This window comes from Varibaculum timonense (assembly GCF_027694345.1).
Lineage (GTDB): Bacteria > Actinomycetota > Actinomycetes > Actinomycetales > Actinomycetaceae > Varibaculum > Varibaculum timonense_A.
In genome coordinates this window covers 2,174-22,625 of sequence record NZ_JAQEVU010000009.1, presented here as the reverse complement: position 1 = coordinate 22,625, position 20,452 = coordinate 2,174, and the positions used below count along the sequence as shown (strand labels likewise).

The following is a 20,452-nucleotide window of genomic DNA, read 5'->3' as shown; positions in this document are numbered from 1 at the left end:
GAGCTTCCTCACGAAGTAGCTCTTCCACGAGCGGAGTTCCGAACCGTCCTAGCTATAAGTACCCCACCGGGCAGATAGCTTTCCCTTAAAAGGAAGTTCTCTCTGGCACGCAGACACGCTATTTTCACGAGTGAGTAACTGCTTTAAGCCCCCCAAGAACCCGACAGCTCAATCGGGAATAAGCTACCAGTGCACCTTTAAACGCATAAAAACACAGCAACTTATCGCATTTAACCAATAGGTTCTTCGAAGAAATCTTCATCGATACTGTAAAGAGTGAACTGCTTTGCCGGGTGGACTGCCACTCCGTAATTAAGCATCAACTCGGTGAGTTTAACCCCATTAATCAGAATGATTTTCCCATGTCGATAGTTTTTTGCGGTAGTAACGGCGCGAGGCTGAAAGTCCGAGGTAGTAATAAACACCCCTAAGTTGGCACCACGTGAATCCAAAGAACCGATAAAATTACGGATTTCCGGATCTCCAACTTTATTGGTATCTGCATAACGTTTTGCCTGGATATAGATATTGGTTAGCCCCAATGCGTCCTGGCGAATAATCCCATCAATACCTCCATCACCAGAGCGACCAACATGCTGTTTAGCCCCGTAGTCACCACCGTATCCCATAGCCCATAACAAATCGATAACCGCTTTCTCGAAAAACTCAGGCGAGGAATCTTGCAGATATTTCCGAAGCTCAGTTTCTACTTGCGCATTAAAATCACGCTCGGCATTACTCATTACTTCAATCGGATTACTGCTAGGCTCAGTCTCTACTTCCGCCTCGCCACTTTTCGTCTTACGCTGAGCAATCTCTAGCTGATATTTGACCCATACTTCCCATTCGAGCATATCTTCATCGGTATAGATGGAAAGATTACGCTCGGCAACCTGGAGCCCGGCATCGGTAATCTGGCAATATCCCCGTCGAGGGCGAGTTATCAAACCCGCATAAAAAAGACCAGAACATGCCCAGTTAATGCGATTTTGATAACGAGGTTGCCCGGAGGGAATAAGCTCCTCGCGCACCTGCTCACTTAACCTCATAGAGTCAGCGACAAGTTCGCAGATTTCGCGCACGTGTCGCACCTGACCGTCCTGCAGAACTCGAAGAACTACGGGTCTAAACTCGTCAATAGTTGGGATATTATCTTTACTCATTTTTTACGCCTACCTGGTAATCTTCTGCCATCAAATCGATATTACCCAGCTTTTGCCTTAAGGCGGCGCAGATTAATCTAGATTGGTGGCGGCTGCCAACATTTTTTCCACTGCAGGGCGATATTTTCCGTCTGCGTTCCGGATTTCTCCGCTATCTGCTAGGTAGGTTTTCAAGAATTTTTCTAGAGGACGCGCCAAACCCTGCCCGACAAGGCTGCCGGTACTAGCCTCGATCCCGGCGTGAGCGCGTCCTCCGAAACTGAGAAGCCACATATCCTCCCCCACCGGCACGTCCGCACTCAGGCGCGGCATTGTAAAAGGAAAGTCCAGGTGCTTAGCGCCCAAGCGCCGGTAGAAATCCCAACGCCGCTGCGGATCCCCTCTATCTTCCGAGGGCGCATGGAGCTGCGGATCCTCAATCTCTCCCAGAATCAACAAGGGATTAACGGTAGCTTCCAGAGCAGAAATCGTTTCACGGAAAAGCTTAGAGCCCACCCCGTGACCGCGAGTGCGGGGACTGACCGCCAGCCAACTCAGCAAAGTCACTTCCCTAGTTGCCGGCCAGGCTATAGCTGCCCCTAACGGGCGCGCCCCCTCCCAAGCAGAAAAAACCTGGAACTGCCCTGCCTGCAGCTGAGTGATTAAATCTTCCGGCTCCCCCAGTTCTTCAAGGCCAAAAGCCTGTTCCAAAAGTTCACGAACCAGGATTTCTGACTGCCCCGGTTCCAAGTAGTTTTGATACTCAATTTGCACCCTTCAACCCTAGCCGAATCCTCTAGATAGCCATAGCTGCGGCGGTTATTGGTCGCTGAATCACCTTACAGTTCCCAAGGGTTGTTCCTAGGGATTTTTCTTATTTTTCATATAGGTCGTGTAGGGGGTATCTAAATCAAGAAATGCCACCTCGTGGGCAGGTTTTTGTTTGCTAGGAGGGGGAGGAGTTAGGTAGTCTCCGAACGCCATACGTAAATAAGAGTCGTATCCAATCGGAACTTTAATACTAGATTGACCGAAGGGCTTGCTAATAGCCTTAGAAAACCATTCCTGCCGGTATTCATTCTGCATATAGCCGGGACCAGAAGCTAGTTCAGTCGTATATTCAGAGGTATAAAAATTCCAACTAGCCATTTTCTTTTCACACCAGCGCCAGATTCTATATCTGAGCGCCGACCAAGGAACGACAGTCAGTAATAATTTACTGCCCAAAGCTACCATTCCCCCATGTTTTTCAGGTACGGACTGAGCACAAAACAGAGAAAATACCAGTGCCAAGAGCTTTTGTATCCGTCGAGCAAATGAACCGGGAGGGGGACAGCCGTCAAGGGGAAGGATATCCATAGTGAGCCCTTGCGGCATTTTTTTATCAACTTGATAGGTGGTTACCAACGTAGTGTGAGCATCACAAATCTTAGCCATAAGATCGCCGGTGACCATGTTCTTGTGCGAGCGAACATAAAGATATTGTTTATTAGCTGAATCTTTACACCACAAGCGGGCAAGTTTTTCATAATCTGGGCGTGGCATAAACACATCGATATCATCGTCCCAAGGCACAAAACCGCCATCACGGATAGCCCCAATACAACAACCACCACAGGCGTAATAAAGCAGACCATGGCGGTCACAAAAGTCGGCAAAATGCTGATACATCTGCCAAGACTTAAGCTGCATTTGCCGCAATTCGTCTTCCGTTAGCTCATGTGCCATAAAAGCCCCCAAAATACGAAAAAATCTAAACTATCACATCCGTCATTGCGACTGTTTAGCGGCTATCACCATATAGAACAGTATCTTCAGCTACCACATCGGCGTGTTCCTCTTCTAAAGCAGCTGGATCTACCTGGGGAACACTGGTGTGGGAAATAAGCGGGTGGAACGGACGTTCGTCCTTTTCGCCCTCGAAATGTAGTACTTCAGTGAGTTTCTCACCTGGGCGCATACCGGTAATTTCAATTGAAATCTGTTTACCGCTCATCTGAATCATCCGTTTTGCAACATCCATAATCTTCACCGGTTGCCCCATGTCAAGCACGAGCACTTCGCCCGCCCGTCCGATAGCTCCCGCCTGAATAACCAGAGCACAAGCCTCCGGAATCGTCATAAAGAAACGTTCCACATCGGGATGGGTGATAGTAATCGGACCGCCATGTTCAATCTGGGAGGTAAAAGTCCAAAGCACCGAGCCACGCGAACCTAAAACATTACCGAAACGCACGCTGACGTAACGCCACCCCCTTTCGGCAACCTGTTGGGAATAGTGAGCCACAATCCTCTCAGCTACCCGTTTAGACCGACCCAGCACGGTAGTTGGTTCAGCCGCCTTGTCAGTAGAGATATTAACTAGATTCTTTACCCCGTATTCGACCGCTAGTTCTACCACGTTCTTTGTACCTAAGACATTGGTTTTCCAGCCCTCTTCTGGATACTGCTCCAACATTGGCAAATGCTTAAGTGCGGCTGCATGGAAAACAACTTCCGGGCGATGGGCTGCGAAAATAGCTCGCAACGCTTCCCTATCGCGAATATCGCATAATGCAAAGTCAGGGGTGTCCAACATTCCAGTGCCATACAAATCGAGTTGCATCGCGTGTAACTCGGACTCATCCCTATCGAGTAAGACCAGCTCTGCTGGACGCAGCATCTTTACCTGGCGACAAATCTCGGATCCGATTGATCCACCAGCTCCGGTAACTAGAACTCGTTTCCCCTCGATATATCCAGATATTTCTTGAAAATTAGTTTTGATTTCCCTGCGGCCTAACAGGTCAGTCACGTTAATTTGGCGGATATTATTCAAATCGACTTTTCCACCCAAAATGTCTCCCACTTGAGGAGCAACCAGCAGCTTAATACCCGCTTCCTTTGCAACCTGTGAATAGGCGGTTTTAACCTCACGTAGCTCTACCTCGGGACTTAGCGGGTTAGGGTGTTCATTGTTAATAGAGAAAATAGCGGTAGTAACCCCAAGTTTTTTAGCTACCTGCGGCAAATCTTTCATTTTCCCCCGTACGGGAACCCCCCGCAGTCGGAGATTCTTTTTCGCCGCGGCATCATCAATCAAGGCCACCGGCATATAGGGCGTTTTCGTATCAACCTGCATCTGATGAATCAACTGCTCACCGGCGATACCAGCTCCAATCACAATCACTGGTTCCGGATCGTCAGCCCCATGACGGCTAATCTTCTTTAAAACTCGCCAGCATACTCGAGCAGCCCCCATGATTAATAGGGCTAAGGCAGGGCTAGCAACCGCGACTACGATACTAACGAAACGCCCTGGATAAAGCAGGGTGAATAGGGCAGCAACTATCCCAGAACAGATAACCAAAGCTCCCAAGCTCACAACTTCTTCAAACGAAGCAATCCAATAGCGATTTCTGTAGTGTTTTGAGACCAGTCCCACACTAATCTGCACAAAGATTGCTATCAGCACAAAAGTAACTATCGCGCACGAATCCAAGTCGCTAAGCACAAAGTTAAATCGAATCCAGGAAATAACTGCTACCGCTATAATCCAGCTAAAAATATCTGTAGCAAGTAAAATACCCCGTCGTAGCCAAGTCGGAATAAACACATATCCTCTTTTCTGCTCACTTAGAAAACCTAGCGCTATTTTACCCCGCAAATCCTAAAAATCTGAGGACAATACTCAACCTAAAAGGATAAAAAGGATTAGTGAGATAATGAAAGTAGAATTTTTAGCTACCAGAAAGGCAAGCATATGAAGGTGCCATTTTCTCCTCCTGATATTCGCCCTGAAGATATTGAGGCAGTAGTTCAGGTACTACGTTCTGGCTGGATTACCAGCGGCCCGGTCGGCGAGGAATTTCGTAAGGCACTAACAGGTTTTTCTGGTACCAGTGACACTATGTTGGTAAATTCGGCAACTGCCGGTTTAAAAAACGCCCTCCGCTTCTTAGGGGTGGGTTCCGGTGATGAAGTAATCGTCCCTGCCTATACCTATACCGCTTCCGCATCAGTGATTGCGCACGTGGGAGCGAAAATAGTAATGGTAGACACCGCGAAGGGTGACTATTTCACCACCGCCGAAAGAATCGCGGCGGCCATTACTCCGCGTACTAAAGCCATTATTTTGGTTGATTTAGCTGGAAAGATGGTAGATACCAAGCCGATATATCAAGCTATTGAATCCGCTCAAAGCGATTTTTGCCCGGGCAGTCCACAACAGGAACATTTAGGACGCATTGCCCTAATTATTGATGGAGCTCACAGCCTGGGAGCAACTGGATACGGAATGCGCGCAGGGCAGGCGAGCGATTTCACGGCATTTTCTTTCCATGCTGTAAAAAACCTGACCACAGCGGAAGGAGGGGCGCTGACCTGGCGTAAAGAAAACCCTCTAGCTGAACAGATTAAACCGTTCATAAAACTGAACACTTTACACGGACAGTCTAAATCTGCTTTAGAAAAAACCAATACCTCTGGCTGGGAATATGACGTCATGTTTACCGGGTACAAAGAAAATATGCCAGATATTTTGGCTGCTCTTGGTTACTCACAGTTACAACGCTACCCACAGACCATGAAGCGCCGTCACCAGATTATTGACTATTACAACCAGGAGTTAGCTCATCAGCCGGTAACCCCGCTAACTCACCGCGGCTTAGACCAAGATGGTCAGCCTTTTTCCAGCAGTGGACACCTTTACCTACTTTCTTTAGACACCCTAGAACTTGATCAAAGAAATGATTTTATTGAACGTATGTTTGATAAAGGTATTTCTTGCAATGTTCATTACAAGCCCTTACCGATGCTAACTGCCTACAAGAATCTTGGGTTTAATCTACAGGATTACCCAAATGCCTACGCTGCCTATTGCCACGAAGTTACCCTACCTCTGCATACTGTATTGACTGATGAACAAGTAGCTTTCGTTGCGGAAACTGCCCGCGACACCCTCCAGGAAATGACAAAATGACATTATCACCATCCCGGTTAGCCTATAGGTATTCCTCATGAACAGTAAAGAAATAATCGACCGCTGCCTATCGACTCTCGCTTTAGTTTTATTGAGTCCACTCTTCCTAATCATTGCAGTCGCAATAAAACTTGATTCTCCCGGTCCGGTTTTCTTTCGTCAAAAACGCATAGGACGCGGTGGAGTTCCGTTCAAGATTCACAAATTCCGCACTATGGCTAACAAAATTCCCAAAGTTAATATTTCTGCCACCGGTGATCCGCGAGTAACCAGGGTCGGTCGGATTCTCAGGAAAACTAAGCTCGATGAACTCGCCCAGCTTATAGATGTTTCCCGAGGACGTATGGCATTGGTAGGACCTCGTCCTGAAGTACCCGAATACGTTGCAGAATGGCCGGAGGAACTTCGCAATCTTATCCTCTCGGTTCGCCCGGGGATTACCGATCCCGCTTCGATTGTTTACCGTAACGAGGCAGACGAGTTGGCTCAAGCCCCGGATCCGGAACGCTACTATATAGAGGTTCTGATTCCGAAAAAGACTGCTATGTACGCTGATTATGTTCGCAACCGCAGTCTGTTAAAAGACGCGAAAATAATTCTTCGTACCATCACCACGGTGGTTAGCAAGTAGCCAAATCCTGATACTCTTTCGCATTAAGCTACCGGCAGGTAAGTTTTCTGTCTCCTCTACCCTGCGATGTGATTATTCCTCCTTGATAGGGCGCTTAAAAATTACCCCGGGGCGGGGAGATTTTAGGGTTATCCAAAATCTGGGTTAATCCTCAAAATCTCCCCGCCCCGGGATTTTTAGTCGCTATTTCGCCTCACGTACCATCAGAGTCGCAAGGTACTATTGGCTACTGCTTCCAGTAGTGACGCTGCTCGGATATTCCAACAACATATTCTTCACGAGCCTGCTGCGTGGATTCGATGCGAGAAACCTCCGGCACTACCACGTCCCAGTAGGAACAGTTCGGCGGGTTAGGACCAAACAGATTGGTTTCAATATGAATCATCACTGCCTGCTCAGATTTCTCTGCCTGGCGATAGGCATCCCGGAACTCTGCGATAGTGTGCACCTTCAACACCTTAATTCCCCAAGATTCCGCATTCTTGGCGATATCTACCGGCAGCAGCTCCCCGTCCTCGTTATGGGGATTGCCATCACCCATCCGGTAGCGAGTACCGAAACGCTGAGAGCCATGAGATTCCGAAAGCGAACCAATCGAAGAGAACCCGTAGTTTTGCAACAAAACATAGATAACCTTAATGTTTTCCTGCACCACGGTGGCCAGTTCCATCGGCAACATCTGGTAGGTTCCGTCCCCAACAATCGCCACTACTTCCGAATCCGGCAACGCCATCTTGACACCCATAGCTGCCGGGATTTCATATCCCATGCAGCTAAAGGCATACTCTACGTGGTATTGCACCGGGGTCTTTGCCTGCCATAGGCACTGTAAATCACCCGGCATCGACCCGGCGGCGTTAATCAACACATCATTATCGCCCATCATGTCGTTAAGCGCGCCGAACACTTCGGTTTGTGCCGGCAACTCTTGATCATGCGCACCGTAACATTCGGCGGTCTTTTCAAACCAGTCCGCGCGCTCATCTGCAATCTCGCGGCTATATTCTGCGGATACCCGGTAATCCCCGAGTGCCTCTTTCAAGGCAGCTAGTGCCAACTTGGCGTCAGCTACCACCATTTCACCGGCGTGTTTCGCCGCATCGAACGCTTTCACGTTAATGTTTACGAACCGCACATCCGGGTTCTTGAACTGGGTGTGGGATGCGGTAGTGAAGTCCGAGTAACGAGTACCCACCCCGATTACCACATCGGCTTTGTCTGCCAAATGGTTCGCACTATTAGCCCCGGTAGAGCCGACGCCCCCTACGGCGCATTCATGATCAAAGTTAATGGCGCCTTTACCTGCCTGGGTATCAGAGACCGGGATTCCGGTCTCGGTCGCCAAATCGCGCAGTTCCTGGGAGGCTTCCGCATAGATCGTGCCGCCACCGGAAACAATCAAGGGACGCTTAGCCGACTTAATAATCGCTGCCGCCCGCGCCATCTCGGTTTCAGATACTGCCGGACGGCGCACGTGCCATACCCGCTTTTCAAACATTTCTACCGGCCAATCGAAGGCCTCGGCCTGTACGTCTTGTGGCATTGCCAGTACTACGGCTCCGGTTTCTGCCGGGTCGGTGAGGACGCGCATGGCGTTCATCAAAGAGGGCATTAGTTGTTCGGGACGGTTAATCCGGTCGAAGAAACGCGACACGCAGCGGAAAGCATCATTAACGCTCACGTCCAAAGAACGCGGATCCTCTAACTGTTGGAGCACCGGATCCGGGTAACGGGTAGCGAACTGGTCAGAGGGCAACAGCAATACCGGCACTCGGTTAGTGGTGGCCAGCGCCGCGCCGGTCACCATATTTAAGGCGCCCGGACCAATCGAAGTGGTAACCGCGAGTGTCTGCAAGCGGTTCTTGGCTTTAGCGAAAGCCGCAGCCGCATGGACTGCACCCTGCTCGTTGCGCGGCATATAGTATTCCATTACTCCCCCATCAGGAGTGGAATCTAGTTCGTTTTGCAGCAGCGCCTGACCGATACCGCACACGTTTCCGTGTCCGAAAATCCCGAAAGTGGCGGGGATTAGCCGGTATTCTTTGCCGTCGCGCTCGGAATACTGGTTGATTAAGAAGCGGATTGTCGCCTGCGCGGTCGTTAGGCGAACGGTCTCATATTTTGCCATCTTTAGTCCTCCTTGATGGTGGCGTTGGTCATGGGCAGACGGGGGTCGGCTTCGCCGCCACCCCAATCTTCGGTGAGCCAGACATAGTCGGGATCAATGGTTACTAGCCAGGTCGCGTCCTCGGCTGGACCAGCCATTACGTTCAAATAGTACAGGTGGTATCCGGGGGCAGCCACGGACGGACCGTGCCAACCGTGCGGCATTACTACTACATCCCCGCTGTGCACCTCGGCGCACACATCAATCGTGTGTCCTTTGGAGGGATAAATCCGCTGCAGCGCCATTCCGGTAGTGCCGTTAGCGGCTGGTTTTACCTGGTAGTAGTAGATTTCTTCCAAAATCCGTTCAGTTTCGGAATGTTCATCATGTTTATGGGGAGGATAGGACGACCAGTTACCACCGGGGGTAATCACTTCGGTGACTAGCACGTGGTCTACGTCTACCGGGTTGCCCATCGTGTAGTTGTGGACTTCCCGGGTGCAATCGCCCTTACCGCGAATCATGGAGATGACTTCATCTTTGGGGCAGTAGCGCAGCGGTTTTTCATTCTTGGCTACCGAGCTGGGTAGGGCAAACCGTCCACCTTTTTCGCTGCTCACCGTAAAGGTGGTGTTAATTGGTACGTACAGGTAATCGGTGATTTCACTCCAGATATCCTTACGTCCCTTGATTTCGAAAGTTTCACTGCCAACCTTAACCGTGCAGCCGCCCTCGAGCGGTAAAACCAGCAGTTCCGAGTTTGACGAGGTAACCTCCTGGCTAGCTCCGGCAGGCAGATTCAAGACCTTCAGTCCGGAAAACTCCCAACCGGCTTTTTCGGGGGTCAAATCTAGCTCAAACTGAGCGTTTTTTAGCTGACCGTCTCGGAATAAATAGTTTTTATTATCGCTCATAGTAAACCTACCGTCTCGTCTACAGCCTGCGCCACATCGTCGCCGACCGGGAATAATAGTGAACGTCCGATAACCAAGCCTAAGACATTTGGTAAGCGTAAAGCGTTACCCCATGACTGCAAGGCTGCGTCAGGATCGTTTGATACTTCTCCCCCTAGAATCAGAGAGGGAAGGGTGGTGGCTTCCATCACGCGTTCCATTTCGGCAACGCAAGGAAGTTTTAGCCAGGTATAGGCGCTGGTACGCCCAAGTCCGGAAGCGATAGTGATTGATTTTATTACCGCATCGGCGGTGAGGACGTTGCGTACGTTTTCGGCTGAACCAACCGAAATAAATGGCTCGACCATGGCCATGAGTTTGCGCTCTGCCAGTTCGTCTATGGCGCGGGCGCTCGCCTGCAAGGTGGCGACTGTACCCGCGTCTGCATAGTTAATCCGGGTTAGCATTTTCCCCCCGGCTAGACCGGCTTGTTCAATTCCTTGCGCATCATAGCAGTTGAAGCGGTCATCCATTCCGAAAGTGGCTCCCGCAAGTCCGGCGCGGTTCATCGAGCCGAACACTATTTTATTATCGAGCGCCCCTAGTAGGGTTAAGTCCTCAATCATGTCGGAAGTGCCCAAGAACCCGTTTACTCCGGGGCGGGCAAGTGCCTCACAACAGCGTGAGAGCAGTTCTTCTCTATCTGCCATTGCGGCCAGGTCACTTCCAGCCCCGAGTGCTCCGCGCGCGGGATGGTCACAGGCGATAACCATTAGTTTGCCTGAACAACCATCTTTTCCTTGCAGCACTTCTTTTAGCCTGGGGCGAGGACGGTCTTTTAGGGCTTGGCTGATTCGTTCCGGCTCAAAGGCGCGGATTTTAGCGAGTTTGGATATTAGTTGTCCCACGATATTACCTCTTTGTAACGATTGGCGCGGAACGCGGGTTTTTGGCAATCATGTTTAGGATTTCCGGTTCGGAGGGCATGGCGGTGGAGCATTCTAGTCGGGAGCTTACGATTGCTCCGGCGGTGGAGGCGGCGGAAATAATTTGGGGTAAATCCCAGCCGGAGAGTAGCCCGTGACATAGCGAGCCTCCAAATGAATCGCCCGCGCCCAGACCGTTGGTGACTTTTACCGGGGTGACTGGGACTTCGATACGTTCTTCCCGGGTTTTGCACAGGGTTCCTAGCGGACCTTGTTTTACGACTGCGATTTCGATTCCTCGCTCTAGGAGGGCGTCGGCGGCGCGGTCAGGTTCGGTTTCTCCCACTGCGATTCGACATTCTTCTTTGTTTCCGACGGCTACCGATACTTTTTCTAGTATTCGGTCTACTTCACGGTGAGCGGTTTCTTCATCGGTCCAAAAGTTTTCTCGGTAGTCTAAATCGACGATTGTCCATTTTCCGGCTTCCCCTAAATCTCGCAGGTCAAGAGCGTGATGGTGGGCGCTGCGAGAGGGTTCTTCGGACAATCCGGTCACGGATATCCAAAATATCTTGGCGGCTTTTATTGCGTCCTCGGGAATGTCTTCTTTCGTTAGCTCCAGGTCGGGGGTGGAGGGCTCGCGGTAAAAGTAGAGGGGGAAAGTGTCAGGAGGGAAGATTTCACAGAAGGTGACCGGGGTGGCCAAGGCCGGGTTTTCTACCACGTAGGTGTCGTAGACGCCCAGGGAGCGCATCTCGGAGCGCACGAATTTTCCGAAAGGGTCTTTTCCTACTCCGGTAATAATTGCGGAGGAGTGGCGCAGTTTAGCGGCTGCTACTGCCACATTCATGGGGCTGCCACCGAGGAATTTTCCGAATTGTTCTACCTTTTCTAGTCCTACTCCGGTCTGTAGGGGGTAGATATCTATTCCTGAACGTCCGATGGTGAGCACATCCACGACTGGCATCTTGAAAGTGTTCATATCAGCTTTCCCTTTGTTGTTTATATTGACTACATTGTCTGGGTCTGCCTAGAGATAAAACACAAACCCCTTATTTGTACTAACATTCTAGCAAAGATTTCAGGGCAGGAAAAGCCTCTACTCATAAACCATAAACACAAAGTGTGCTCCCCGGCGACTATCCCGCGAGAACCCCAGTTAGAGGCAAAAATCTCCCGAAATTATTAACTTTAGGTGTATTCTGCTTAATGTCAGGCTTAATTAACATTACGCGTTAAAATCATCCAGTGATGCAGATTGGAAAAGGAGATTGCGATGGCAACCCCTAAGACCTACATAACAAACATTGACCTTGACCATAACTCCCCGATTCCTCTGTACCACCAGATTTCCGAACCGATAAAAGAACTCATTTTGAACGGAACGATTCCGGCAGGAGCCAAGCTAGAGGACGAGCTTTCTATGGCTTCCCGCCTGGGAGTTTCCCGCCCTACCGCCCGTCGCGCTCTGCAAACCTTGGTGGATTTGCGCCTGGTGGTGCGCAAACGCGCGGTTGGCACTATAGTTGCCCCCAAGGAAATTCATCGACAAGTTAAACTGTCTTCCCTGTATGACGATTTAAAAGAGTCTGGCCAAAAACCCACTACCCAGGTTATTTCTTATACGGAAGTCCCTGCCGACGAGGACGTGGCCAGAGATTTACACCTTAACAAAGGTCAGAGCGTAATCCAGGTAGTCCGTTTACGCCTGGCAAATAACGAGCCTTTGGCAATCATGACTAACCATCTGCCAATCGATACTGCCCCCAGCGAAAAGGAACTACGCTCCGGTGGTCTCTACGAGACTATGCATAAACATGGGCATGAAGTATTTTCGGCACAACAAACGATTTCAGCCCGTAAAGCCAGCCTTGAGGAGGCAGAGACTCTGCAAGAGCCACGCGGAGCAGCTATTTTGAATATGCGTCGCATCTCTTATAACCAGTCAGGCAGACCAATTGAGCTTGGCGATCATGTCTACCGAGCCTCTCGCTACAAGTTCACTATTAGCCTGTAGTTTTTCGCATTTCGCCAGTTATCAGGACGAGACCGCGGGGACTCCACCCCCGCCACAGCACTCCTTCCTTAGGGACACCGGGAGTTTGTCAGGTCTAACCAACAAGGCTATCAACCCCTTTGATTACCGACCCTTACTCGCATCAGTCCAGATAAAAGCAGATTTAACACCCTAAATATGATTACTGCCACCAAATTCTTTGCTCTATTGTTATATCAAAGTCTTGACGCTTAATAGTTTTTCCCTTACCCTGGAAGATAGCAGCACCGATGGCGGTGTCAAGCAGTTTCAAGGAGACAAAATGAGCGAGATTAAACCAGTATCCGGTCCGTTATTAGATGCAGCCAAGAATTCTAAAACTGCGCTATGGAACGATTCTTCCGACCTAGAAGAACTACGGCAGTCAATTTCTTGGGGCGGGGTAGGCGCAACCTGCAACCCCACTATCGCTTACACCACCATTTCTAAACATTTAGATATTTGGGCCCCCCGGATTAAAAAGATTGCCGAAGATATGCCCACCGCCACCGAGTCCGAAATCGGTTGGCAAGCAGTAAAAGATATGTCTATCGAAGCCGCAAAACTGCTGGAACCGGCATTCAAAGCCTCCAATGGTCGTAACGGTCGCCTCTCGGTACAAACCGATCCGGCGAACTACCGCAACGCCCAGGCATTAGCCGACCAGGCAGTAGAGTTCTCTGAAATGGCTCCCAACATTGTGGTAAAAGTACCTGCCACCAAGACCGGGATTGAAGCTATTGAGGACGCCACCTACCGCGGCGTATCCATGAACGTGACCGTCTCTTTCTCGGTAGCGCAAGCGGTTCGTTCCGGCGAAGCCATCGAGCGCGGTCTACAGAGACGCGAAGCCGAAGGCAAAGACGTTTCCCAGATGGGACCGGTAGTTACCTTGATGGTTGGTCGCCTGGACGACTGGCTGAAGATTTGCGCTAATCGCGACAAACTGGTGCTAAATCCCGGACACCTGGAATGGGGCGGAATCGCTGCCGTAAAGAAAGCGGTCGCCGAATTTGAAAAGCGCGGTCTTAGAGCCCGAATGCTGGTAGCCGCCTTCCGTAACACTATGCAGTACACCGAGCTAGTTGGGGGAGATATCGTTATTTCTCCGCCTTTTGCTTGGGCAAAGCGTATTCAAGAATCCGATTACAGCTATGAAGATCGGTTTGAACAGCCAGTATCAGAAGAAATTATGGAAACCTTGATGAAGGTGGAAGACTTCCGCCGCGCCTACGAGGTAGACGGCATGAGCGTCGAAGAGTTCGCCACTTTCGGTCCCACCGTGCGGACGCTGCGCGGATTCCTCAAATCAAACACCGATTTACAAGAACTGGTGCGAGATGTGATTTTGCCTGCGCCAAAAGAAAAGTAGTTCAGCGTAGTTAAATAACAGCAAAATAGTTTTAAGGTCGGGGGCGAGTTTTCTCGCCCCCGACGTCGCATATCCGCCACAGTTTCCAGTTAGCTACTGCGATTACAGTTGTACCAAAACACCGGGCACCCTTAATAGAGCCACGAAGGCGACGTTAAGGGGCTAATGCCAAAAACATGAATCGGCGGGGTCGGATTTCTCCAACCCCGCCGATTATTTAACAGCTATTGTTTACGCGGCAAACCCCGCATAAACGAGGCCAATAACTAGCGCTCTACCTTTGCCAAAATATCTCGAGCAGAAAGAATCAAGTATTCTTCGCCACCGTATTTAACTTCGGTGCCGCCGTACTTGGAGTAAATAACGCTGTCGCCCTCGGCAACATCCATCGGAACCCGGTTACCCTGGTCGTCGATGCGACCTGGGCCTACGGCAATTACTTTACCTTCCTGCGGTTTTTCTTTGGCAGCATCGGGAAGAACCAGACCGGAAGCGGTCTTTTGTTCCGCCTCTGCCTGCTGAATCACGACGCGATCTTCTAATGGTTTAATGGAGACTGACACTGCAGACCTCCCTTTCTTTATCCAAAAAACTTTCGGTTGTTGTATCGGAGCGTTGGCGTCGCGGGTGCCATCTTTCCGATACTGTTTCAGAGTCTCGCAACTCCAAATGCACTATTTAGCTTAAGTGCATTCTGGCACTCAATCAAGCTGAGTGCCAGTTTATGCTTACGCCCTGCGCGAATATGCGGCTGCCGCGGTAGCTTCGCCAATACCTAAGTTCCTAAATCCTCAGTTAGACTAAAAACAATAGAGGGAGAAAAGATGTTAGCAGCCAAAACGCCACTTAGCTTTCGCGAAATGAAACAGCTAACCTCCCACTTGCCACCTTGCGAAGATTCGATGATTTCCACGCTAACTACCCAAGAAGGATGGGAGTTATTCCAAAAGTATCCTCACCCTTGCCAACTAGAAGCCCCAATGATTGCGAAACAGCTACGTAAACGCTACCCCGCCGCCCTGGTTGCCTCTTTACAAACCCAATGGATATTGCGGGAAAAAGCCCAAATAAAGCTCGGTGACGAAGCCAAAAATAAACTATTTACCCGCGAAGGTCTAGAACAAGCTAGCAGAAAAATAGTATCTATACAGCGGGCAAAACGCTTTACTGATGCCGGTATCGACACCCTAATCGATGTCGGGTGTGGAATCGGCGCGGACTCGATGCAATTAGCATCTAGCTGCCAACAATTGCGGGCAGTAGATATTAGCCCCACTGCCGCCACCTGCGCAGCACTTAACCTTTCTGAGATACCTTCCGCGCAAGTCTATTGCGAGAGCGCACAGCAGGTAACCATCCAAAACCCCCTGCCCGCCCTATTTTTTGATCCTGCCCGCCGCCTCCCAACCGGACGCGCCCTCTCCCCTGATTCCTGGTCACCCCCACTTTCAAAAGTCCTTGCCTGGGGAGGACGCGCATCGCATTTAGCGGTAAAAATGGCGCCCGGAATCGACCTTAGCTATTTACCAGATAATTACCATGCGCAATGGGTTAGCGTAGATGGGGACTTGGTTGAATGCGCCCTCTATTCCCTGACTTTAGCCCCCGAAGGCGCGGGACGCTCTGCGCTGATTATTCAGGGTAATCAGGTAAAAGAGTATTTATGCGCTAGCGCTTCCCGCCCGGGAGATAACCATGTGCAAGTTCCGCCCGCATCCGGCTTAGGAGATTACCTGTTCGACCCTAATCCCGCGATTATTCGCGCCGGAATTATTCCCGACCTTTGCGAAAAAATACTGGCAGCGCCCATAGCTAACGGGATTGCCTATCTGAGCGGGAACAGTATGCCCCTTCCCGAGGATTCGTTAGCCACAACTTGTTACCGCATAGTTGAGGATTTACCGCTGAAAACAAAAACCGTCAGTTCCTATCTACGCACCATCCAGGCAACCCGCCTGGACGTGCTAAAACGTGGGGTCATCCTCGATATTGCGAGCTGGCGCAAAAAAGTAATGCCCAAGAAAACCAGAGGATTCTCGCCGCGAACCGTGACCGTAGCACTCACCCGGGTAGGCGCAGGTCATCGTTGCTTAGTATTGGAGCCCTGTAAATAGCCGCTTATCCTAGCTTGTTTTACCTATCACCAGGAGTGAGCGGTGATAGGTAAAACACCCTGGTTAGCGCAGGGCTAGGATTTAGGCTCCACATCGTCAGGCGGTTCTACCGTTACCGATGGCTCATTGGAATCGGTTTTCCGCGCTTGTGAGCGTTCCTGCAAACGCTGCTGAGCCTGTTTAGCGTATTCACGCCCTTTCTCAACCGCCTGTTCGGCATATTCTTTGCTTTTTGACGCGGCTTGCTCCATGTAGGGGCGCGCCTTTTCCATGGTTTCTTCCGCGTACTCTTTACCCTTCTCAGCGGCCTGTTCCATATAGGGGCGCGCCTTAAGCACATAGGGGCGTGCCTTTTCTGCCACCTGTTCCACATATTCTTTGCTTTTTTCAGCTGCCTGATCCATATAGGGGCGCGCTTTCTCTAGGGTTTCTTCCGCATATTCGCGTCCCTGTTCTACTAAAGGTTTAATCCGGTCAGCGGCTTTTTCAGCAGCTTTTTCAAATTCCGGGCGCATCTGGTCAAATGATTTCGCCATGTTTTCTTTCACCTTTCGATAGATGCTTTCCGTTTCTGCCCTTTTTCCTTGGGCATTATTGCTTGCGGTCTGGGATTTTTCCGTATCGTTGTGGCTAGGAGCCATATAAATCTGGGTGAGCGCCATCTGAGAGTCAGGGCCAAAATCTGTCGGCGAGGGCGGCATTCCCGCTTTCACTAGCGCCTCGCCTAGGGCAGCAATTTGAGCGCCATTGTCGGTACAGAACCGAATCGGAGGAATCCGCACGGTTATCCCCGCCGATTCGGCGCGCTGGGCGAGGAGTTCGCGCAGACGCGAGTTAGCGGAAAAACCGCCCCCCACCACGATCTCGCGGCAATCAAAATCCTGAGCCGCCTGGACTGCTTTCTTGGTCAGGGAATCATTTACTGCTTCGGAGAATCCGGCGCAAATGTTTTCCCGGTTAATGCTTTCCCCGGCCGCCTCTAGACCCTCGATATAGCGGGCGACCGCAGTTTTTAGACCTGAGAAAGAGAAATCATAGCGGTGACGCTCTTTGTCTTTACCGGCCGCCAGTCCCCGCGGGAAACGGATAGCTTCCTTATCCCCCGCCTGCGCCAAGCGGTCTACATGCGGACCTCCTGGATAGGGCGTATTCAGCAGACGCCCTACTTTATCGAAGGCTTCCCCGGCGGCGTCATCCAAGGTACCGCCAAGTTCGGTAATATCGCGAGCCAGATCGCGCACCAGCACCAGATTCGAGTGTCCACCCGAGCAAATCAGCCCAATAAAAGGAGGATTAAACTCCCCTTCTACCAGGGCATCTACCGCCAGGTGTCCGATTACGTGGTTTACGCCGTACAGCGGTTTATCTAAGGCGAGTGCCAAGGCTTTAGCCGCCGAAATACCTACGGTCAGCGAGCCTACTAATCCCGGGCCTGCCGCGCAAGCAATCGCGTCTACCTCGCTTAAGGCCACCCCGGCCTGTTCACAGGCAGCCTGTAAAGTGGGCAGGAAGGATTCCAGGTGCGCCCGGGACGCAATTTCGGGGATGATTCCGCCGTAACGAGCATGTTCATCCATCGAGGTGGCAGTACAATCTGCCAATAGTTTTCCCCCGCGCACCAGCGCCACGCCAGTTTCGTCGCACGTAGACTCGATTCCCAAGATTAGCGGCTCACTCATAGCCCCCATTTTACCCACACCCTGGATTTGCAACCTAACGATATCGCCTCTAGCTGTAATAACTCTCTTGGAATATGATTCGGACATTGCCTCCGCTGACAATGAGACTTTGCCAAAAAACAGGACATTGGGTCTAAAAACCAGGACATTGAATGGGCAGGAATACGCAAACCTCAGCTAAAATGACACTAGCAGCAGGAGGTGTGATGACAGATAGAGGCGGGATTGGGGAACCCAAAGAGGATCCATTTGCCCATTATGTACGCCAGGGATCCCCGTCTCAACGCGCTCTGACTGCTGCTTGGCAGGCAGGAATTGGTTTACAAGCTGTAGATGGTTTAGCGCCCTCACCGTATCTAATAACTACCGCTAGGAGCTCCATCGAAGGTGAAATCACTTTAGACGAAGCTCAAAGCCTGGTTAATTCCTACTATCAGCAAAACCCTCAGCGGGGCTTAGACCGAACGGAGGAAGCAGATAAGGTAGCTACCCGGGTTGCGCAAGTATTATCTGAGGACGGATTTGTGTTTTCGGCTGCGCAGTATCTGGCGATACACCGCCGGCTTTTTGCAGAAATCTATCCCGAGGCCGGAAAAGTCCGCACCTACAATATCTCCAAGAAAGAATGGGTACTGGACGGAGATACCGTCATCTATGGGAATGCTACCGATTTAATGACGACCCTGGAATACGATTTAACTTTAGAGCGCGCTTTTAGTTACCGGGGGCTGAGTACCACCGAAATTATTGAACACCTAGCTTCCTTTGTGGCTAGATTGTGGCAGATTCACCCCTTTGATGAGGGAAATACCCGCACTACCGCCGTGTTTTTCATCAAGTACCTCCGCACCTTGGGTTTCACTGTCGATAACACCCCTTTTTCTAAACACGCCTGGTATTTTCGAAACGCAATGGTGCGCGCGAACTACGAAAACCTGACTGCCGGGATTCACGAAACTAACGAATACCTAGTTAAGTTCTTACGAAATTTGCTGCTGGGAGAAGAAAATCAGTTAAAGAATCGGTATCTGCATATCAGCGGTTTAGTTAGTACCGCAGAGAATCAGGCTTTTGAGTCTGACAGGCAGGAAGTTTCCCCGGAAACTCAGGACATTACTTCCGCTGACGATGGGACTTTATCGAAAAAACAGGATATTGGGGCTAAAAACCAGGATATTAGACTAGAAAATCAGGATATTGCCTGGAAAGGTCTTAGTCCAGTCTCGGCTCGGCACGCCCAAAAACTCTACGATTTCTTCGGGAATGAGGGCGTTTTCTCGCGTTCGCAGGTAACAGAGATATTGGGGATAACCCCCTCCCCGGCCTCTGAACTTTTGCGGAAACTCCTGGCTGCCTCCCTGATTAGTAAAGTTAAAGGCAAAGGAAAAGGCAAGTACCGTTTCACTCCCCTTCAGCCCGAGGGCGGGGCTAACTAACTATTTCTCCCACCGAAGTAGCGCGGGATTCCAGGTCATTTTCCCTAAGCGCATCTTAACTGCTGGACTAAGTAAAGCTTCAGCGAGCTTTACTGCTCCCCTAACCGTTTTCAGAGACTCAGGTAGACCAGTTTGTAACCACATTTTTTCGTACTGCTTTTCTTGTGGCTGTCCCCACTCTTCTGGAATCTGAAAGCTTTCAGGCAAGGCGATATGGCGTACGGAGCTTGTCCACCTTTTAAGACAAAGGTGGTATTTTCCGATGCAAATACGCGACAAAGAAGTCGATGAAAATAGAAAGATGTTACCGCACGACCGGTTTCAGCTGATGACTTCGCAGCCGCTGCTTTAATGGCCATTTCAAGGGCTGCAGGGCTGTCATATTTAGCCATCTTTCGTCCTTTCGCTAAGTCCTGCTTCGGAGAGCAAATCTTTATAGATTCGACTCGCCTTTTCTTCCTTATACTGCCCTTTTAATAGGTGTTCAAGCATGGCAAAGTTAAAATTTCGATTGGCATACCAGGCATCATGTAAAGCGTTTCCGATCAAAGAAAAATCTTCATTATCAAGCATTAGGTCAAAAATAGTGCGTTCGGGGCGAGTAACCGGAATGCCCTTTACGAACGCGACCTGGCTGCGGGAAACATTTCGTCTACCGAAGTTTGCAGCGCGATTTCTGGTGTTAAATCTTTTTGGCGAATACAACCGATACGTAGACAAATGAAAATCACCGACTTCTAGCAATGACGCCGCCGTAGAGCCCCCCACTACCACGCCATCCCAAGTCGATGTTTTCATGCGCTCATAGGTGAATTTTGCGGGATTAGTCAGTTTCCATACTGCTATTAGCTCATCCACATAAGTTACCCCCGCTCCCACCATGCGATAGGCGCCGCGCATAATTCTTTCAAGCCGCCCCGCCTTCACCGCGTCATGTAGCGCGTCCCGAGGTATCCCGGTACGCTCGGCTTGCGCAGTGGTGAATACCCCCTCAGATTCTGATAGCTGCGCAATAGATGCGACCCAATTTGAAACTTGCATGTTGCAATTGTAGGCTATTTCCCGACATTTGCAACAGGTTATCGCTATTTCTTGGAATTATTTACGAGGGCGAGGGTGGGGTTTAGCGTTTATCGGTAAATAACGGGCTAAGTAAC

The 20,452-nt window shown here is 50.4% G+C and carries 17 protein-coding genes and 1 pseudogene; 6 read left to right on the top strand and 12 right to left on the bottom strand.

The window, feature by feature from the left end:
- Window positions 1-230 precede the first annotated feature (230 nt).
- The 4 genes from PG728_RS08200 to PG728_RS08185 all read right to left on the bottom strand — a co-directional run bounded on the left by PG728_RS08200 (window position 231) and on the right by PG728_RS08185 (window position 4,737).
- Complete coding sequence (locus PG728_RS08200; RefSeq protein WP_270626957.1) at window positions 231-1,163, bottom strand: restriction endonuclease; 933 nt, start codon at window positions 1,161-1,163, stop codon at window positions 231-233.
- Window positions 1,164-1,235: 72 nt separating this feature from the next.
- Window positions 1,236-1,916, bottom strand: a complete 681-nt coding sequence (locus PG728_RS08195) for a GNAT family N-acetyltransferase (protein WP_270626955.1) — start codon at window positions 1,914-1,916, stop codon at window positions 1,236-1,238.
- Between the two features lie 87 nt (window positions 1,917-2,003).
- Window positions 2,004-2,870 (bottom strand): LicD family protein, encoded by an 867-nt coding sequence (locus PG728_RS08190; RefSeq protein WP_270626953.1) that lies wholly within the window; start codon window positions 2,868-2,870, stop codon window positions 2,004-2,006.
- 55 nt (window positions 2,871-2,925) lie between these two features.
- Entirely contained in the window at window positions 2,926-4,737 is a 1,812-nt protein-coding gene (locus PG728_RS08185) for a nucleoside-diphosphate sugar epimerase/dehydratase (protein ID WP_270626951.1), read from the bottom strand.
- A gap of 147 nt (window positions 4,738-4,884) precedes the next feature.
- Here PG728_RS08185 and PG728_RS08180 point away from each other — a divergent pair, with 147 nt between their 5' ends.
- Both PG728_RS08180 and PG728_RS08175 read left to right on the top strand, forming a co-directional pair.
- Window positions 4,885-6,102: a DegT/DnrJ/EryC1/StrS family aminotransferase gene (locus PG728_RS08180; protein WP_270626950.1), complete on the top strand. Its 1,218-nt coding sequence runs from the start codon at window positions 4,885-4,887 to the stop codon at window positions 6,100-6,102.
- 37 nt (window positions 6,103-6,139) lie between these two features.
- Window positions 6,140-6,733, top strand: coding sequence for a sugar transferase (locus PG728_RS08175; RefSeq protein ID WP_072510257.1), 594 nt, complete (start codon window positions 6,140-6,142; stop codon window positions 6,731-6,733).
- 226 nt (window positions 6,734-6,959) lie between these two features.
- Here PG728_RS08175 and iolD read toward each other — a convergent pair whose 3' ends face one another.
- The 4 genes from iolD to iolC are packed head-to-tail and all read right to left on the bottom strand — an operon-like array spanning window position 6,960 to window position 11,641.
- Window positions 6,960-8,861 carry a 3D-(3,5/4)-trihydroxycyclohexane-1,2-dione acylhydrolase (decyclizing) gene (iolD, locus tag PG728_RS08170; protein ID WP_270626948.1) on the bottom strand — a complete coding sequence of 634 codons (1,902 nt, stop codon included), beginning with the start codon at window positions 8,859-8,861 and terminating at the stop codon, window positions 6,960-6,962.
- Window positions 8,862-8,863: 2 nt separating this feature from the next.
- Complete coding sequence (gene iolB, locus PG728_RS08165; protein WP_270626946.1) at window positions 8,864-9,754, bottom strand: 5-deoxy-glucuronate isomerase; 891 nt, start codon at window positions 9,752-9,754, stop codon at window positions 8,864-8,866.
- Entirely contained in the window at window positions 9,751-10,641 is an 891-nt protein-coding gene (locus tag PG728_RS08160; protein ID WP_072510260.1) for a Cgl0159 family (beta/alpha)8-fold protein, read from the bottom strand. Before PG728_RS08160 ends, iolB begins: the two co-directional genes overlap by 4 nt.
- Before the next feature lie 4 nt (window positions 10,642-10,645).
- Window positions 10,646-11,641 carry a 5-dehydro-2-deoxygluconokinase gene (gene iolC, locus PG728_RS08155; protein WP_079985916.1) on the bottom strand — a complete coding sequence of 332 codons (996 nt, stop codon included), beginning with the start codon at window positions 11,639-11,641 and terminating at the stop codon, window positions 10,646-10,648.
- Between the two features lie 294 nt (window positions 11,642-11,935).
- Here iolC and PG728_RS08150 point away from each other — a divergent pair, with 294 nt between their 5' ends.
- Together PG728_RS08150 and PG728_RS08145 are read left to right on the top strand one after the other, a co-directional pair.
- Window positions 11,936-12,676: a GntR family transcriptional regulator gene (locus PG728_RS08150; RefSeq protein ID WP_072510262.1), complete on the top strand. Its 741-nt coding sequence runs from the start codon at window positions 11,936-11,938 to the stop codon at window positions 12,674-12,676.
- Window positions 12,677-12,977: 301 nt separating this feature from the next.
- Window positions 12,978-14,066: a transaldolase family protein gene (locus PG728_RS08145; RefSeq protein WP_270626942.1), complete on the top strand. Its 1,089-nt coding sequence runs from the start codon at window positions 12,978-12,980 to the stop codon at window positions 14,064-14,066.
- 266 nt (window positions 14,067-14,332) lie between these two features.
- Here the strand turns inward: PG728_RS08145 and groES are convergent, their stop codons facing one another.
- Window positions 14,333-14,629 carry a co-chaperone GroES gene (gene groES / locus PG728_RS08140; protein ID WP_072510264.1) on the bottom strand — a complete coding sequence of 99 codons (297 nt, stop codon included), beginning with the start codon at window positions 14,627-14,629 and terminating at the stop codon, window positions 14,333-14,335.
- A 261-nt stretch (window positions 14,630-14,890) separates the two neighbouring features.
- Between groES and PG728_RS08135 the strand changes: the two genes are divergently transcribed.
- Window positions 14,891-16,180 (top strand): class I SAM-dependent methyltransferase, encoded by a 1,290-nt coding sequence (locus tag PG728_RS08135; RefSeq protein WP_270626940.1) that lies wholly within the window; start codon window positions 14,891-14,893, stop codon window positions 16,178-16,180.
- 632 nt (window positions 16,181-16,812) lie between these two features.
- Here the strand turns inward: PG728_RS08135 and tsaD are convergent.
- Window positions 16,813-17,859: pseudogene (gene tsaD, locus PG728_RS08130) on the bottom strand (tRNA (adenosine(37)-N6)-threonylcarbamoyltransferase complex transferase subunit TsaD); the annotation flags it as partial.
- A gap of 206 nt (window positions 17,860-18,065) precedes the next feature.
- Here tsaD and PG728_RS08125 point away from each other — a divergent pair.
- Window positions 18,066-19,295: a Fic family protein gene (locus PG728_RS08125; RefSeq protein ID WP_270626938.1), complete on the top strand. Its 1,230-nt coding sequence runs from the start codon at window positions 18,066-18,068 to the stop codon at window positions 19,293-19,295.
- A gap of 110 nt (window positions 19,296-19,405) precedes the next feature.
- Here PG728_RS08125 and PG728_RS08120 read toward each other — a convergent pair whose 3' ends face one another.
- Together PG728_RS08120 and PG728_RS08115 are read right to left on the bottom strand one after the other, a co-directional pair.
- A complete protein-coding gene (locus PG728_RS08120; protein ID WP_270626936.1) occupies window positions 19,406-19,687 on the bottom strand; it encodes a hypothetical protein in 282 nt (93 codons plus the stop codon).
- A complete protein-coding gene (locus PG728_RS08115; protein WP_072510267.1) occupies window positions 19,680-20,336 on the bottom strand; it encodes a type IV toxin-antitoxin system AbiEi family antitoxin domain-containing protein in 657 nt (218 codons plus the stop codon). Before PG728_RS08115 ends, PG728_RS08120 begins: the two co-directional genes overlap by 8 nt.
- Window positions 20,337-20,452: the final 116 nt, after the last annotated feature.